Source organism: Chryseobacterium sp. 2P (genome assembly GCF_059579425.1).
In genome coordinates this window covers 1,191,873-1,206,017 of record NZ_CM184194.1, presented here as the reverse complement: position 1 = coordinate 1,206,017, position 14,145 = coordinate 1,191,873, and the positions used below count along the sequence as shown (strand labels likewise).

General features: G+C 36.3%; 14 protein-coding genes and 1 riboswitch. Of the genes, 7 read left to right on the top strand and 7 right to left on the bottom strand.

Features of this window, described 5'->3' with window-relative positions:
* Window positions 1–39: 39 nt before the first annotated feature.
* The 3 genes from AC52CF_RS05495 to AC52CF_RS05485 all read right to left on the bottom strand — a co-directional run bounded on the left by AC52CF_RS05495 (window position 40) and on the right by AC52CF_RS05485 (window position 2,579).
* The gene (locus AC52CF_RS05495; RefSeq protein WP_235129942.1) at window positions 40–1,098 is read right to left on the bottom strand and encodes a glucosaminidase domain-containing protein; all 1,059 of its coding nucleotides are present in this window, start codon (window positions 1,096–1,098) and stop codon (window positions 40–42) included.
* A 15-nt stretch (window positions 1,099–1,113) separates the two neighbouring features.
* Window positions 1,114–2,022 carry a 1-aminocyclopropane-1-carboxylate deaminase/D-cysteine desulfhydrase gene (locus AC52CF_RS05490; protein WP_375180776.1) on the bottom strand — a complete coding sequence of 303 codons (909 nt, stop codon included), beginning with the start codon at window positions 2,020–2,022 and terminating at the stop codon, window positions 1,114–1,116.
* A gap of 230 nt (window positions 2,023–2,252) precedes the next feature.
* Entirely contained in the window at window positions 2,253–2,579 is a 327-nt protein-coding gene (locus tag AC52CF_RS05485; RefSeq protein ID WP_235129940.1) for a hypothetical protein, read from the bottom strand.
* Window positions 2,580–2,619: 40 nt separating this feature from the next.
* On the opposite strand from AC52CF_RS05485, the gene AC52CF_RS05480 reads away from it, so the two are divergent.
* Entirely contained in the window at window positions 2,620–2,802 is a 183-nt protein-coding gene (locus tag AC52CF_RS05480; protein WP_029294953.1) for a C1orf53 family protein, read from the top strand.
* A gap of 1 nt (window position 2,803) precedes the next feature.
* Entirely contained in the window at window positions 2,804–3,328 is a 525-nt protein-coding gene (locus tag AC52CF_RS05475; RefSeq protein WP_076396528.1) for a DUF4136 domain-containing protein, read from the top strand.
* A 63-nt stretch (window positions 3,329–3,391) separates the two neighbouring features.
* Here the strand turns inward: AC52CF_RS05475 and AC52CF_RS05470 are convergent, their stop codons facing one another.
* Window positions 3,392–3,706, bottom strand: a complete 315-nt coding sequence (locus AC52CF_RS05470; RefSeq protein WP_336690488.1) for a hypothetical protein — start codon at window positions 3,704–3,706, stop codon at window positions 3,392–3,394.
* A gap of 222 nt (window positions 3,707–3,928) precedes the next feature.
* Here AC52CF_RS05470 and AC52CF_RS05465 point away from each other — a divergent pair, with 222 nt between their 5' ends.
* Together AC52CF_RS05465 and AC52CF_RS05460 are read left to right on the top strand one after the other, a co-directional pair.
* On the top strand, window positions 3,929–5,464 hold the full coding sequence (locus AC52CF_RS05465) for an endonuclease (RefSeq protein WP_214590509.1): 1,536 nt from the start codon (window positions 3,929–3,931) through the stop codon (window positions 5,462–5,464).
* Window positions 5,465–5,603: 139 nt separating this feature from the next.
* Window positions 5,604–7,664 carry an endonuclease gene (locus AC52CF_RS05460; RefSeq protein WP_214590510.1) on the top strand — a complete coding sequence of 687 codons (2,061 nt, stop codon included), beginning with the start codon at window positions 5,604–5,606 and terminating at the stop codon, window positions 7,662–7,664.
* Between the two features lie 71 nt (window positions 7,665–7,735).
* Here AC52CF_RS05460 and AC52CF_RS05455 read toward each other — a convergent pair whose 3' ends face one another.
* From AC52CF_RS05455 to AC52CF_RS05445, 3 genes are read right to left on the bottom strand one after another with little or no spacing between them, the layout of a single operon-like run.
* The gene (locus tag AC52CF_RS05455) at window positions 7,736–8,068 is read right to left on the bottom strand and encodes a CCC motif membrane protein (protein ID WP_214590511.1); all 333 of its coding nucleotides are present in this window, start codon (window positions 8,066–8,068) and stop codon (window positions 7,736–7,738) included.
* 17 nt (window positions 8,069–8,085) lie between these two features.
* Window positions 8,086–8,379: a DUF2752 domain-containing protein gene (locus AC52CF_RS05450; protein WP_214590512.1), complete on the bottom strand. Its 294-nt coding sequence runs from the start codon at window positions 8,377–8,379 to the stop codon at window positions 8,086–8,088.
* Window positions 8,380–8,417: 38 nt separating this feature from the next.
* Window positions 8,418–9,470, bottom strand: coding sequence for an NADH:flavin oxidoreductase/NADH oxidase (locus tag AC52CF_RS05445; protein ID WP_214590513.1), 1,053 nt, complete (start codon window positions 9,468–9,470; stop codon window positions 8,418–8,420).
* 98 nt (window positions 9,471–9,568) lie between these two features.
* Here AC52CF_RS05445 and cdd point away from each other — a divergent pair, with 98 nt between their 5' ends.
* The 3 genes from cdd (at window position 9,569) to AC52CF_RS05430 (ending at window position 14,090) form a co-directional block, all read left to right on the top strand.
* Window positions 9,569–10,051, top strand: coding sequence for a cytidine deaminase (gene cdd, locus AC52CF_RS05440; protein WP_214590514.1), 483 nt, complete (start codon window positions 9,569–9,571; stop codon window positions 10,049–10,051).
* Window positions 10,052–10,993: 942 nt separating this feature from the next.
* Window positions 10,994–11,169, top strand: a riboswitch (cobalamin riboswitch).
* A gap of 31 nt (window positions 11,170–11,200) precedes the next feature.
* Entirely contained in the window at window positions 11,201–13,030 is a 1,830-nt protein-coding gene (locus tag AC52CF_RS05435; RefSeq protein ID WP_496517917.1) for a TonB-dependent receptor plug domain-containing protein, read from the top strand.
* A gap of 16 nt (window positions 13,031–13,046) precedes the next feature.
* On the top strand, window positions 13,047–14,090 hold the full coding sequence (locus tag AC52CF_RS05430) for a YncE family protein (protein WP_496517916.1): 1,044 nt from the start codon (window positions 13,047–13,049) through the stop codon (window positions 14,088–14,090).
* The last annotated feature ends 55 nt before the right edge of the window (window positions 14,091–14,145 follow it).

Here is a 14,145-nt window from a genome sequence, read left to right as displayed (position 1 = left end):
TTTAACCATCAACCAACAACTATAAACCATCAACGAAAATTAATTTCTGGGTTTTTTATCAATCAAATAAATTACTTGTCCGGCGGAAGGTTTCTGTCCTTCGTCCATCCTATTTTTAGCGTATAATTTATTTAATTTAATTCCGAATTTCTGGGCGATATCATGCATATCTTCGCCTGCTTCGGCTTTGTAGGTTGCAGTATTTCCGTCTGAGTTTTTAGATTCAAGGAAAACAATTTCATTTTTCTTCAGCACATCGCTTTCCAGTTCATTCCATTTCATTAGTTTGCTTTCACTGATCTTGAATTTTTTGGCAATGAATTCTACGTTGGTATCTTCAGGAATGATGATGTATTTTAATCCGTCATTCGGATGACTTTTAATTAAAATGGTATTCAGAATTTCTGCTTTTGTTTTAATTCTTTCCACTCTTTTCTGTTGCTGAGCGTAAGAAGTCTGTTTGTAAGGAACTTCAACGGTTACAGGTTCTTTTACTTTTCTGGTATATTTTTCAGGTTCCAGCTGAGCCATGAAAGTTCTGTCGTCTTTCAGATCCGGATACAGTTTCAGAACGGCGTATAAAGCTTCTTTTGAATTGGTATTGTCGAATTCGTACAATTTATACCTTTCTATTTTTCCAATTAATATGGAAGCGTAACGTGGATTTGTTGCATAACCCGCTTTTTTAAGACCTGTTGCCCACGCTTTATAATCTTTCATATCTAAATTGAAAAGATTAGCGTAGTATTTCCTAGTCGATAAAAAGATGGAATGATCTTCATACGACTGTCTCGGATCGTCATAAACCCGGAAACATTCGTTCGGAGCATCATCGGTATGCTTCATGGTTTTTCCGGTCCAGTCTTCCTTACATTTAATCCCGAAATGGTTTTTCCCTTCCAAAGCCAATCGGCTTTGCCCGCCTCCTGTTTCCAAAAGTCCCTGTGCAAGCGTGATAGAAGCCGGAATTTTATATTTTTCCATTTCTTCCACTGCATATTTTGCAAACTTCTGGATGTACTGATCTTCGGTTGCCCAGGTCTGGGCTGAGAATTTTGATAAAACTAAAAGGCTTACGATGGTGAAAAGTCTTTTCATGTTTTTCAATTTAGATTATATAATTAAATTTCTGTTCTGTTTTTCTAAAAGCAAATTGGCTCCTTCAATCCCCTGCAAACCGCCGGTGTGGAAGCACAAAATTTTGCTGTTCTCAGGAAAATAATCTTCATCTATCAATTCGAAAATTTTCTGCATCATCTTTCCTGTATAGACCGGCTCCAGCGGAATTCCGTATTTCTCTCTAAAATCATTGATAAAACGGATATTTTCATCCTTTATTTTACCATAACCTCCAAAACTTGAATTTATTAGATCAAAATTTTTCTTAGAAGTTAGTTCTGAAATTTTATTTTCCAGCGAATCGTCATCAACCGCTTTAAATCCTATAACTTTCTGATTTTCTTCACTGAATTTTAAAATTCCGGCAACCGTTCCTCCTGTTCCGACTGCGGTGCAAAGATAATCAAAATCTTTTGTATCGTCATTCAGCATCATTTTTACGCCTTCTACAGCGGCTTCATTGGTTCCTCCTTCCGGTACAACGAGCGCTTCCGGAAACTCTTTTTGTAAAAATTCAGTCAGTTTTTCTTTGTGGCGGTATTCTTCGCGGGTTACAAACTGCAGATTCATCCCGTTTCTTTTAGCAAAAAGTAAAGTCGGATTGTCGCGCCATTTGTCTTTCAGCTCCTCTCCTCTTATAATTCCCAAAGTCGGAATTCCAGCTAAATTTCCGACCGCAGAAACCGCAGAAATATGATTTGAAAATGCTCCGCCAAAAGTAATGATGTAGGGCTTTTCAGGATTTCCGGAGAGATAATTATTAATATTGAAAAAAAGCTTCCAGTATTTATTCCCTGAAATCTCAGGATGAATTAAATCTTCTCTTTTCATAAAAAGTTTTACTTTTTTATCAATGAGAATTTCCTGAATCGGGATCTTTTCTAATGGAACATTTAATAGCATTTAGGCTGAATCTATTTTACAAAAATAGTGTTTTTTGGGTGTTTAGTCTTGCTTTGAACAGGTGAGGTTTATCATTGAAGATAAGGATGGGCAATTTTATTTTTACTTATTTAACCACCCCGTCAAAAATTCTTTCGAATTTTCGCCACCCCTCCAAAGGAGGGGAATTTTGTGACGTGTTATTAGAAATCTAATCTCTCACAACAATTATCCGTTAACCCTTCCTGATTTTAAAGATATTTTCGAAAACTCCAGAATTTTCTTTTCCTGAGATAATTCAGATTATGTTCATTGGAATAAGCTTCTCTTTCAAAGGAGATTCTTTTGTACGCCTGATAACTGTCTTTCAGTTTAAAAAACCAGTAATAATATTCGATTACATAAAAAATGTAGAAAAAAATGATGAGCATTTCCAACTGCTGTCTTAAATGTATTTTTTCATGATTAATCAATATTTTATTTTTCTTATCTTCGGGATTCCTAATGAAGATAAAAGGGAACAGAGCAATGCCGTTGATTTTTAATTTTTTTAAAGGCTTTTGGCATATAATTATCATACTAACAAATATAAAGTTTTTTGACTTAGAGATTTAACCTATGGCACTTTTTGACATCAAAGAAGGTGAAGACTTTTACTACAACGAACAGGGTTATAAAGTTTTTACGGAAAAGTTTCATCTGAAGAGAGGACATTGCTGTAAAAGTGGCTGTAGACATTGTCCTTACGGATACGATAAAAAGACCGATACATTTATTAAAAACGATAAAAAAAATAAATAAAATGAAGCGATATATCTTCTTACTGTTGGCTTCGGCTACTTTGGGTTTAACGTCTTGCAGTCCTTTCAACGTGCGTTCTGACTATGCGGACACGGCAAATTTTAATTCATACAAAACTTATAAATTAAGAATTGATGATTTAAAACTGAATGATATTGATAAAGACAGAGTTTTGAATGAGCTTTCGAGACAGCTTCAAAGCAAAGGTCTTCAATCCGGAGAAAATCCTGATCTGATTGTAAATGTAAAAGCCAACCATAAAAAAGTAACGGACGTAACCACCACTTCACCTTACGGAGCCTGGGGTTGGGGCGGACCTTTCGGATGGGGAATCGGCATGAACAGAACATGGACGAGCAACTATAATGAAGGGGCAATTATTGTGGATCTGGTAGATGCGAAAACCAATAAACTGGTTTGGCAGGGAATCGGAAGCGGAATTTCTGTTGACAGACCTAAAGCGAAACAAAAGCAAATTCCTGAGATCATGGCGGAAATCATGAAGAATTATCCTCCGATGAAATAAGATATAAATCAATCAAATATATAAGAAAGTCAATGCCGTAACTGCATTGACTTTTTTATTGAATTAGTGATGTCTGGTTCCTTTATGATGATAGCCGACATTTTGGGGATGAACTTCATAATTTTTCTGAATCGTTTCCTGCTGAAATTTTTGATTTGAAGTTTTTTCTGATGTTTCAGGTGTTTTAAAATGAACTTCTTTTCCGTTTTTGTATATTTTACCGTCTGCTGTAAAGTAAGTTTCATCTTTCTGATAGACTTTGCCGTCTTCTCCTGTGAAAGTTTCGGGTTCGTTCTTTGAGTTTTTCAGCTTTCGGCTAAGATAAACCAAAGTTCCGCCGGTAATTAATGCCAGTGCAATTTTTATTTTGTGATTCATAATGGTGATTTTTAAAGAATAACACAAAATATCTGCCAAAAATAATTTTGAAAAGTCATCTTTTTTCGCAAAAAAAGTATGCAATAAATATTCAGAACAAGTTTATTCTCAATAAAAAGTAAAGATTTAACACCGTATACAATTCTATGCATAATTAAATTTAACAATTCCGTAATTTTTTATTGATAAATTTATAGTAATCTTAAAGTCTAAAATCTTGACATGAAAAAACGATTACTAATGATTGTATTTGCTTCTGTTTTAGCAAATGCTCAGGCTCCTTCGGGATACTACAACTCTGCTAACGGACTTTCCGGAGCTTCATTAAAAACGGCATTAAGCACTATTATCACGAATGGACATCTGGACAAAGGCTACAACGGACTTTGGACGGCGTACAAAACCACTGACATCGACAAGAATTATGAGAATGACGGTTCTATTCTGGATATTTATTCGGAAAAACCTGTGGGTACAGATCCTTACAAATTTACTCCGGTTACCAACCAATGCGGAACGTATTCGGTGGAAGGAAATTGTTATAACCGTGAACATATTATTCCTCAAAGCTTTTTTAATGAAGCCTCTCCTATGGTTTCAGATATCCATTTTATCAGAGCTACGGACGGAAAAGTAAACGGAATGCGTTCCAATTATCCTTTCGGAAAGGTGGGAACTGCAACGTTTACTTCAAAAAACGGTTCTAAGCTTGGAAATTCTGTTTCTTCAGGTTTCTCGGGAACAGTGTTCGAGCCTATTGATGAATTTAAAGGCGATGTAGCAAGAATGGTATTTTATTTTGTTACGAGATACCAAAGCAAACTCTCCACGTTTACATCCGGAAATATGTTGGGCAGTTCTTCTTTTCCGGGTTTGCAGACTTGGGAATTGAATGTTTTATTGGCTTGGCATAATCAGGATCCTGTTTCTCAGGCGGAAATTAACCGAAATAATGCTTCTTACACTTATCAGGGAAACAGAAATCCTTTTATTGATAATCCAAATTATGTAAATCAAATCTGGGGTTCAGGTTCTGCTTCGGGAGGAACTTCTACTCCGCCAAGTTCATCAGGCTGCGGCAATGAAACATTTGAGACCATTCCTTCTGAAAGTTCGGCTTCTTATTTAACAAGAACATGGACAAATAATGGTATTACATGGACGGCAACAGATTCCAGAACAGATCAGACGATCTCCACCAAAGCAATCACAATTAGAGACGGCGCATTAACATCAAGCAGTTCAGCCAACGGAATCGGATCTTTGACGGTAACTACTCAACTGAAATTTACCGGTTCTAATGACAACTTCACTGTTAAAGTAAACGGAACATCGGTAGGAACCGTACCTTACAATACCTCTGCAATAACCACCACTATCAGCAATATTAATGTTTCGGGGAACGTTGTTATAACTTTAGAAAACAATTCTACCACCAACAGAGTTGCTATTGATAATCTTAGCTGGACCTGTTATTCGGGAACGGCAAGACAGGCTCCAAGTATTTCTTTAGCATCAAATTCTGACCAGAATGCATTACAGATTTCGCCAAATCCTGTTTCCAATAATGAAATTTTTGTAAAAGGGGAAACGCAGAATATTAAGAAAGCGGAGATCTATAATCTTCACGGAAAAGTAATACAGACCATTGATCAGCCTTTTAAAAACAGTAGAAATTCTATTAAAATTAAAAATCTGGAGCAGGGAATTTATATTTTAAAATTAGATGCTTCTTCATTGAAGTTTATTGTGAAATAAAATTTAGCTTAATAAATAACAAAAGCCTTCTCTCTGTTGAAAGAAGGCTTTTATTTGTATGAATCTTATTAAAAATTAACGATTATGTAATTTTATATTCATAAATTTTATGGTAATATTACGATCTTAAAAATTTACCATGAAAAAACAGTTATTCATTTTGGGCTTTGCTTCAGTTTTAGCAAATGCTCAGGCTCCTTCGGGATATTACAATTCGGCAAACGGACTTTCCGGAGCTTCTCTGAAAACAGCACTGAGTTCAATCATTACGAATGGTCATCAGGACAAAGGCTATAACGCACTCTGGACAGGTTTTAAAATAACCGATATTGACAAGAATTATGAAAATGACGGTTCTATTCTGGATATTTATTCTGAAAATCCGACCGGTGCAGATCCTTACAATTTTATTCCTGTAACCAACCAATGCGGAACGTATACAGAAGAAGGAAACTGCTATAACAGAGAGCATATTATTCCTCAGAGCTTATTTAATTCTGCTTCACCGATGTATTCCGACATCAATTTCATCAGAGCAACAGACGGAAAAGTAAATGCCATGAGGGCAGATTATCCTTTTGGAATCGTAGGAACTGCGACTTCCCTATCGTCTAACGGTTCTAAACTTGGAAGTTCTGCTTCACCCGGATATTCAGGGATTGTTTTTGAACCTGTTAATGAATTTAAAGGGGATGTTGCGCGTATGATTTTTTATTTTGTAACGCGCTATCAGAGTAAGCTTGCTACATTTTCTTCTGGAGATATTTTAGGTAATTCTGCTTTTCCGGGGTTGCAGACCTGGGAACTTAATGTTCTGTTGGCTTGGCACAATCAGGATCCTGTTTCTCAGGCGGAAATCAACCGGAACAATGCTACCTATGCTTATCAGGGAAACAGAAATCCTTTCATCGATAATCCGAATTATGTAAACCAGATCTGGGCTCCCGCTGATACACAGGCTCCGACAACTGTGACAGGGCTTAGTGTTTCCGGAACTACTTCAAGCAGCATTTCGCTTTCATGGAATGCTTCAACCGATAATGTTGGGGTTACTTCTTATAACGTTTACATGAACGGAAATTTACAGGCAACTGTAAGCTCCACTTCTGCAACTATTTCCGGATTAAGTCCTTCCACTACTTATCCTTTTTATATTGTAGCGAAAGATGCAGCAGGAAATTCTTCTCCGAACAGCTCTATCGTTTCAGGCACAACCAATGCTCCGATCGATACACAGGCTCCTTCCACTGTTACCGGTCTTGCGGTTACGGGAACTTCGCCAAGCAGCATTTCGCTGTCGTGGAATGCTTCGTCAGATAATGTTGGCGTTACTTCGTATGATGTCTACATGAACGGAAATTTAAAAACATCGGTAAGTGCAACTTCTGCGACCATTTCAGGCTTAAATGCTTCCACCACTTATACCTTTAATGTGATTGCTAAAGATGCTGCAGGAAATTCTTCCGCCAACAGCTCTACAGTTTCGGGAACTACGGATGCTGTTCCTCCTCCGACAAATTGCGTCTATGAAAATTTTGAAAATATTCCTGCAGGTACAACAGGATATTTAACGAGAACATGGACAAACAACGGCATTACGTGGACAGCAACGGATGCAAGAACAGATCAGACGATTTCCAACAAAGCGATTACAATAAGAGACGGCGCTTTAACTTCAAGCAGTTCAGCGAATGGAATCGGATCACTGACTGTAACTACTCAACTGAAATTTACAGGTTCTAACGGAACTTTCACCGTTAAAGTAAACGGAACGGCTGTTGGAACTATTCCTTACAACATCAGTGCAGCAACTACCACAATAAGCAATATTAATATTCCGGGGAATGTGGTGGTAACTTTAGAAAATAATTCTACCACCAACAGAGTTGCTCTTGATGATCTGAGCTGGACGTGTTATTCGGGAACGGCAAAGCAGGTTCAAAGTTTTTCTACTGAAACCATTTCAGATCAGAATACATTACAGGTTTCGCCAAATCCTGTTTCCAATAATGAGGTTTTTGTAAAAGGAGAAACGCAGAATATAAAAAAAGCGGAGATATACAATCTTCACGGAAAAGTAATGCAGACAATCGATCAGCCTTTTAAAAACGGTAAAAATTCTATTAAAATTAAAAATCTGGAGCAGGGAATTTATATTCTAAAATTAGATGCTTCTTCATTGAAGTTTATTGTGAAATAAATTTAGCTTTAAGAAATAATAAAGCCTTCTCTCAATTGAAAGAAGGCTTTTATTTTTAAATTAATAAGAAATTACTGTCCCATCAGTTCTCTCATTCTTTCCTGCATCAGTTGTGGGTCTTTCATAGCGTCCCATCCAAGGGTAGAGATCATGACAACAACGTAAACCACGTATAAAATACTTAATACAATTCCGATGATTGCCATTATTTTTCCGGCATTCAATTGTCCGTAATTTGAATAAGCCGCCGGATTTTTTCTGTAAAGTTCTCCGTCTTTTTTAGCCAGAACCAATGCAATGATCCCTGCAATAAGTCCCGGAAGTCCGTAACAGCAACACCCGACAATTGATACAATTCCCAAGATTAATACCGCCGTTGCGTTAGGTAATTTTTGTTGTTCCATAGTTATAATTTAATTGATTAATGTATAGGTAAGTATAAATGTTTATAAAAATAAGAAGTAACCATAATAATGGCATTGATAATGGCAAGAAAAACCAAAATATTACTGTAATTCCGTTTTCTGTCTACAAAATTCAGGAAGACCGTTCCGAAAAACAGCAATAAAGTATAGACCGCCGGAAACATATGAAATGCTTCGTCAAACCTGCCTTCAAAAACCATGACGATAGCTCTCTGCGTTCCGCACCCAAAACAGTCTATTCCAAAGAATTTCTTGATGGGACAAGGCAGCATAAAGTCTTCAATTTTCATTGTAATGCAGGGTTATGATTCTCAAATATATAAAAAAATTATTTAGAAATTTTTGCTCTTAAATACTGATGAGGAAAAAAGCAGTCTTCATCCATTTCAAAGGAACCCTGAACGGCAATGTAAGGATTTCTTAAGCTTTCTCTGGCAATGAAAATTAAATCTGCCTCTCCTTTCTGCAGAATTTCCTCTGCCTGATTGACTCTCGTAATTAATCCTACTGCTCCTGTCTTTGTTTCTGAATCATTTTTTACCTGTGACGCAAGCGGAACCTGATAGCCTTCGTGAACCGGAATTTTTACTCCGTGAATATTTCCTCCGCTGGAAACATCAACAAGATCTACCGAATGGTTTTTAAGGATTTTAGCAAGTTCGGCACTGTCTTCTATTTCCCAGCCGTTTTCTGCGTATTCTGTTCCGGAAATTCTTACAAATAAGGCAACATTTTCATTTAATTCGCCGTTAACTGCGTCTACGATTTCAATTAAAAACCGTATTCTGTTCTCGAAACTTCCGCCGTATTCATCGGTTCTGATGTTGGAAAGCGGTGATAAAAACTGATGGATAAGATAACCGTGTGCCGCGTGAATTTCTATGACATCGAAACCTGCATCTACAGATCTTCTCGCTGCCTGTCTGAAGTTTTCAACCTGTTCTTTGATTTCCTCGATGGTTAAAACATGTGGAATTCTTTCGGTCGGATGATACGGAATCGGACTTGGTGCGATGGTTTCCCAGCCTTCTTCTATCGGGATCTGTACATTATTCCACGCAGATCCTTTTCTTCCGGCATGTGCAAGCTGAATGCCTATTTTGGTTTCTGAATTCCGGTGTACAAATTCTACAATTTTCTTTAGTTTTTCTGCCTGTTCGTCGTTCCAGATTCCCATGCAATGGTTGGTAATTCTTCCGCGGGGTTCTACTCCCGTTGCTTCAAGGATGATTAGTCCGGTTCCGCCCTGCGCTCTGCTTCCGTAATGTACAAAATGGAAATCGTTGGCTAATCCGTTTTCGGAAGAATACATACACATTGGAGACATTACCCAACGGTTTTTCAATTCAACATTTCTGAATCTGATTGGAGTGTATAACATTTTTGATCTGATTTTTAAAATTTTTAAAGAATGTGATGGTGTTGCCCACCTCATGAAAAAAAAGTAAATTTATCCCCCTTTTTTTAAACCCACAATATATGAAAAAAGAAACTCATATCAGTTACGAATATTTCAACAATAACGCTGAACTGAACGATATAGAAAAAAAATTATTTGCAAAAGCAAAAGAAGCGCGCGAGAACGCTTATGCTCCCTATTCTAACTTTTTGGTTGGCTGTTCTGTGCTTCTGGAAAACGGAGAAATTTATACCGGAAACAATCAGGAGAATGCGGCATATCCTTCCGGACTTTGCGCGGAAAGGACTGCTCTTTTCTGGATCGGGGCAAATTTTCCGTCTGAAAAAATAAAGAAAATCTTTATTGTAGGCGGACCAAAGGAGTTTTCTGAGAAAAATCCACCGATTCCTCCATGCGGATCGTGCAGACAGAGTATTATTGAATATGAAACGAAGCAGAATGAAAATATTGAGCTTTATTTTTCTAATCTGAATGATGAGGTGGTGAAGGTACATTCTATTAAAGATCTTCTGCCGTTTTATTTTGACGGTACTTTTTTATAGTTAAAATGTTTAAATAATAGTAAATAAGAATTCAGGTTGGATTTTCGCAAAGGCACAAAGTTGTTTAAGATAGTATGCTTTAAAGCACAAGGATTTTATCTGCGATAAAATTTTATCAGCATTATAAAGGAAAATCTTTAATTTTCTCCTTGCGTCTTAAAAGAATAGAAATTTTATCAAACCTTGCGCCTTAGTTTTTTTCAATAAGAGTATTTTTATTTTAAAAAAATTTAAACAAACTCTTAAATTCTGTCTGAATTTTTCATTTGTATTTTAATGATTTAAGGGAAAGTTTTTTAAGAAGGGACTTTCTTTCATCACATAAGTCACATGAGATTTTGAATGATGCGTATTTAAAATAGAAGAACACATTAGTCTTTAAAAATCTATGATTTTCTTCTTTAGTGATGTTTATTTTAAAGTAATTAAATAACTTGCTTAAACTTTTACTACAAAATATGCAAAAGATTTAAACACTTTAGTTTTTTAAGTTTAATCCTTAAATGGAAAAAAAAGAGCACATAAGTTTAAAAATTATTTTTTTTTCTCTTTGCAGACTTTTGAAATACTTTAAATCAATTCAATAAAGTCTTTTGTCTTTTTTGCGGCTAAATTTAAAATGAATTTAAAGAAACTTAAAGTAGGTTTTTAATACATTTTAAATAATTCTGGCTGAAAATGATTATTTATTTTTCAATAGAATCTGAATTTTATAAAAATGTTTATTTTCTGCGGTTTTATTTTCCTAGCCCAGATTGAGCGGCATGTCTGAGCTCTTTTTTGGATTCGGCGGCGGCTTTTGCCGCCGCCGAATCCAAAAAAAGCGAGTAGCGAAAGCTGGAAAAAGCTCCTGAAATTGTTTTTCGTATGTAATGCAACAAATCATTGTTTTATTAAAAAGATACTTAATGGGTATTTTTTTTGTCAATAAATTAAAAAAGTTATCTTTGCAAAAATTTTGGTTTCCATTAATTTGGAATGAAAAGGGAATTGGGCGAAAATCCCAAACTGTCCCCGCAACTGTAAATCGCATATAAGATTTCTACGATAAACCACTGTGAAAACGGGAAGGTGTAGAAAGCGAAAGTCAGGAGACCTGCCAAAATGTAATCTTAAAAACATTGCTTTCGGAGGAAAAGTAAAATAGGAATGGCATTAAAAAGATCTTTAGTACTGCTTTTTGCATCATACGGTTGTTTTCTTTACGCGCAGGAGAAAGCTATTGACACCGTTTATGTTTTTGACAATCAGATGAATAAGGTGAAACTTTTTCATCCGGTTACTACAATTACTCCCAAAGACATCGAAAAAAATTCCGCTAATCTATCTGAAACGTTACGTTTTCAGTCGGCTGTTTATATTAAGGAAAATGGCCGCGGTGCGGTTTCTTCGCCTTCTTTCAGGGGAACAACGGCGCAGCAGACTGCTTTTGTGTGGAATGGGATTAATATTAATTCTGTTTTTTTGGGGCAGGGAGATGTTAATAATATCGCGATTTTCGGTTATGATGCGATAGAAGTGAAAGCCGGCGGCGGAAGTGTGGTTTACGGAAGCGGTGCGATAGGAGGAAGTATTCACCTTAACAATGAGCTGAAATTTAATGAGGGTTTTCATGCAACTTTACATAGTGAAGTGGCTTCTTATGAGACGTTCCAGAATTATTTTAAAACTTCTTTCAGCAATGCGGATTTCAGTTTTAAGGCATCCGGAAATTATTTCATCAGTCAAAATAATTATGAGGTTCCTGAAAAGCAGTATATCAACCGAAACGGTAAATATTTTAACGGTACAGCGAATATAGGTTTTAGCTATAAAATTGCCCGAAATCAGAAAATTTCTTGGCAAAGTCAGTTGTACGACGCGGAACAGAATTATCCTATTTTCACGGAAAACGGTAACCGGACGAAGTATGCAGCGCAGACTTTTCGCAGTCTTCTTACCCACGATATGAATTCGAAATCGATTTCAAACAGCCTGAAAGCGGCTTACACGGAAGAAAACTTCCAGTATTTCGGGGTTTTTGAGGCTCCTAAAACCAGTGGCGGAACGGGAAAAAATCTGATTTTTAAAGATGATTTCAATTATTTCATCACGCCTAAACTGAATGTCAATCTTATCGGGGAGTTTCAGATCAATAAAGGAGAAGGCTATCAATCCGGAATTGAGGATGTAAAAAGAAATATTTATTCTGTTGCAGGATTGTTGAGATATTTCCCTACCCAGAAACTGAGACTGGAAACCGGAATCAAGAAGGATTTTATTGAAAATATAGAATCGCCTTTACTCTATTCTTTTTCAGGAAAGTGGAAAGTTTCTAACTGGTACAGTTTAGGGGCAAGTTTTTCAAAGAATTTCAGATTTCCTTCTTTTAATGATCTTTACTGGAATCCAGGCGGAAATTTGGATCTGAAGGCAGAAACGTCTTTGCAGACTGAAATGAGCCACGAATTGGCGTTCGGAAAATTCATGCTGAGCTTCACGCCTTATTACATGAAAATAAAGGATATGATTCAGTGGGTTCCTACTTCTCTCGGATATTGGTCACCAAGAAACGTAAGAGATGTTGAATCTTATGGTCTTGAGTCTAAAATTGGGTTTCATCAAAAGTTTTCGAAAGAACATTCTTTAAAAATAAATACGGGATACAGTTATACGAGATCTGTAGATCTTGAGACGAAAAATCAGCTGATGTATGTTCCTCTTCATAAAGTTTTCGGTAATGCAGATTATCAGTACCGATTTATGAATCTGTATGTTCAGGGAATGTTTACGGGTAAGACTTTTACCACTTCTGATGAGAATAACGATTATCTTATAAAACCGTATTTCGTCCTGAATGCAGGATTGTCTGCAACTGTTGCCAAAAAGTATACTTTAGGATTGAGGGTAAATAATATTACCGATGAGATCTATGAAACGATGGCTTATTATCCATTACCTAAAAGAAACTACAGTTTTTACATCAACTTAAATTTTTAAAATCAATTATTATATTATGAAATTCAACAGACTTTTTCAGCTTTTACTGGCTTTGATCCTTGTGATTAATGTTTCATGTAGTGATGATGAATATGTAATGCCGTCGCGAGGTGATTATGAAAACGGATATTTTATTGCGAATGAAGGAAACTTCGGAACACCTACAGCGAGTGTTTCTTTTATTTCTAAAGATCTTTCTGTATTGGAGAACGATATTTATAAGAAAAATAATAACGAAAATCTGGGTGATGTTTTGCAGACGATCACATTCAGTGACGACAGAGCTTTTTTGCTTCTGAATAATTCGAATAAAGTACAGGTTGTTAACCGTTATAATTTCAAAAAAACCGGAGAAATTACGGCTCAGTTGGATAATCCGAGATACATGACGATCAGTAACGGAAATCTTTATGTTTCCAACGATAAGTATAACGGAGCAAAATATGTGAATGTTTACAAGCTTTCTGATCTTTCTTTTGTGAAGAAAATTCCTTTCGCTTCCACTTCTACAGCGGAAAGAGTGGTTGAAGCTGGAGGAACAGTATTTGTTCAGAATGCGACTTACAGCTACGGAAGTACGCTTACAAGAATCAATACTTCAACCAATGAGATCATCAACACAGTTTCTGTTCCAAATGGTGAAATCGAAAAAACCATCAGTTACAATAATAATGTGTACGTAATAGCTTCAGGAACATCTAATTCTTACATTTATGAAATTTCTCCTGCAGGAACAATTACAAAAACGACAACTTTAACAGGCATCGCCAATGCAAGAAATCTTGAAATTGATGGCGGAAAATACTATTTCACCTCTTCCAACAAGATTTACACAATGGATATGAATGCAACAACAGCACCTTCTACTCCTCTTATCAATTTTGTAGACGGAGGACAATATTTTACGCTGTATGGTTTCTCTGTAAAAGACGGGAAAATCTTTGCGTCTGATGTGAAGAATTTTACTGCACCGTCAGAAGTTACGGTATACAATACTTCGGGAACAGTTCTGAAAAAATTCGTAACAGGAATCGGATCTAATTCCGCTTATATGAATTAATTTTTTTGAAATAATATTAAAAGATTACGGCGGAGCTGAAAGCTCCGCCGTAATC

Excerpts from the sequence above, each read along its gene's own strand:
- AC52CF_RS05445 (WP_214590513.1), bottom strand. The coding sequence starts at position 9,470 with ATGTTATACACTCCAATCAGATTCAGAAATGTTGAATTGAAAAACCGT.
- AC52CF_RS05480 (WP_029294953.1), top strand. The coding sequence starts at position 2,620 with ATGGCACTTTTTGACATCAAAGAAGGTGAAGACTTTTACTACAACGAA.
- AC52CF_RS05465 (WP_214590509.1), top strand. The coding sequence starts at position 3,929 with ATGAAAAAACGATTACTAATGATTGTATTTGCTTCTGTTTTAGCAAAT.
- AC52CF_RS05490 (WP_375180776.1), bottom strand. The coding sequence starts at position 2,022 with ATGCTATTAAATGTTCCATTAGAAAAGATCCCGATTCAGGAAATTCTC.
- AC52CF_RS05495 (WP_235129942.1), bottom strand. The coding sequence starts at position 1,098 with ATGAAAAGACTTTTCACCATCGTAAGCCTTTTAGTTTTATCAAAATTC.
- AC52CF_RS05470 (WP_336690488.1), bottom strand. The coding sequence starts at position 3,706 with ATGAATCACAAAATAAAAATTGCACTGGCATTAATTACCGGCGGAACT.
- AC52CF_RS05450 (WP_214590512.1), bottom strand. The coding sequence starts at position 8,379 with ATGAAAATTGAAGACTTTATGCTGCCTTGTCCCATCAAGAAATTCTTT.
- AC52CF_RS05475 (WP_076396528.1), top strand. The coding sequence starts at position 2,804 with ATGAAGCGATATATCTTCTTACTGTTGGCTTCGGCTACTTTGGGTTTA.
- AC52CF_RS05460 (WP_214590510.1), top strand. The coding sequence starts at position 5,604 with ATGAAAAAACAGTTATTCATTTTGGGCTTTGCTTCAGTTTTAGCAAAT.
- AC52CF_RS05455 (WP_214590511.1), bottom strand. The coding sequence starts at position 8,068 with ATGGAACAACAAAAATTACCTAACGCAACGGCGGTATTAATCTTGGGA.
- AC52CF_RS05435 (WP_496517917.1), top strand. The coding sequence starts at position 11,201 with ATGGCATTAAAAAGATCTTTAGTACTGCTTTTTGCATCATACGGTTGT.
- AC52CF_RS05430 (WP_496517916.1), top strand. The coding sequence starts at position 13,047 with ATGAAATTCAACAGACTTTTTCAGCTTTTACTGGCTTTGATCCTTGTG.
- AC52CF_RS05485 (WP_235129940.1), bottom strand. The coding sequence starts at position 2,579 with ATGATAATTATATGCCAAAAGCCTTTAAAAAAATTAAAAATCAACGGC.
- cdd (WP_214590514.1), top strand. The coding sequence starts at position 9,569 with ATGAAAAAAGAAACTCATATCAGTTACGAATATTTCAACAATAACGCT.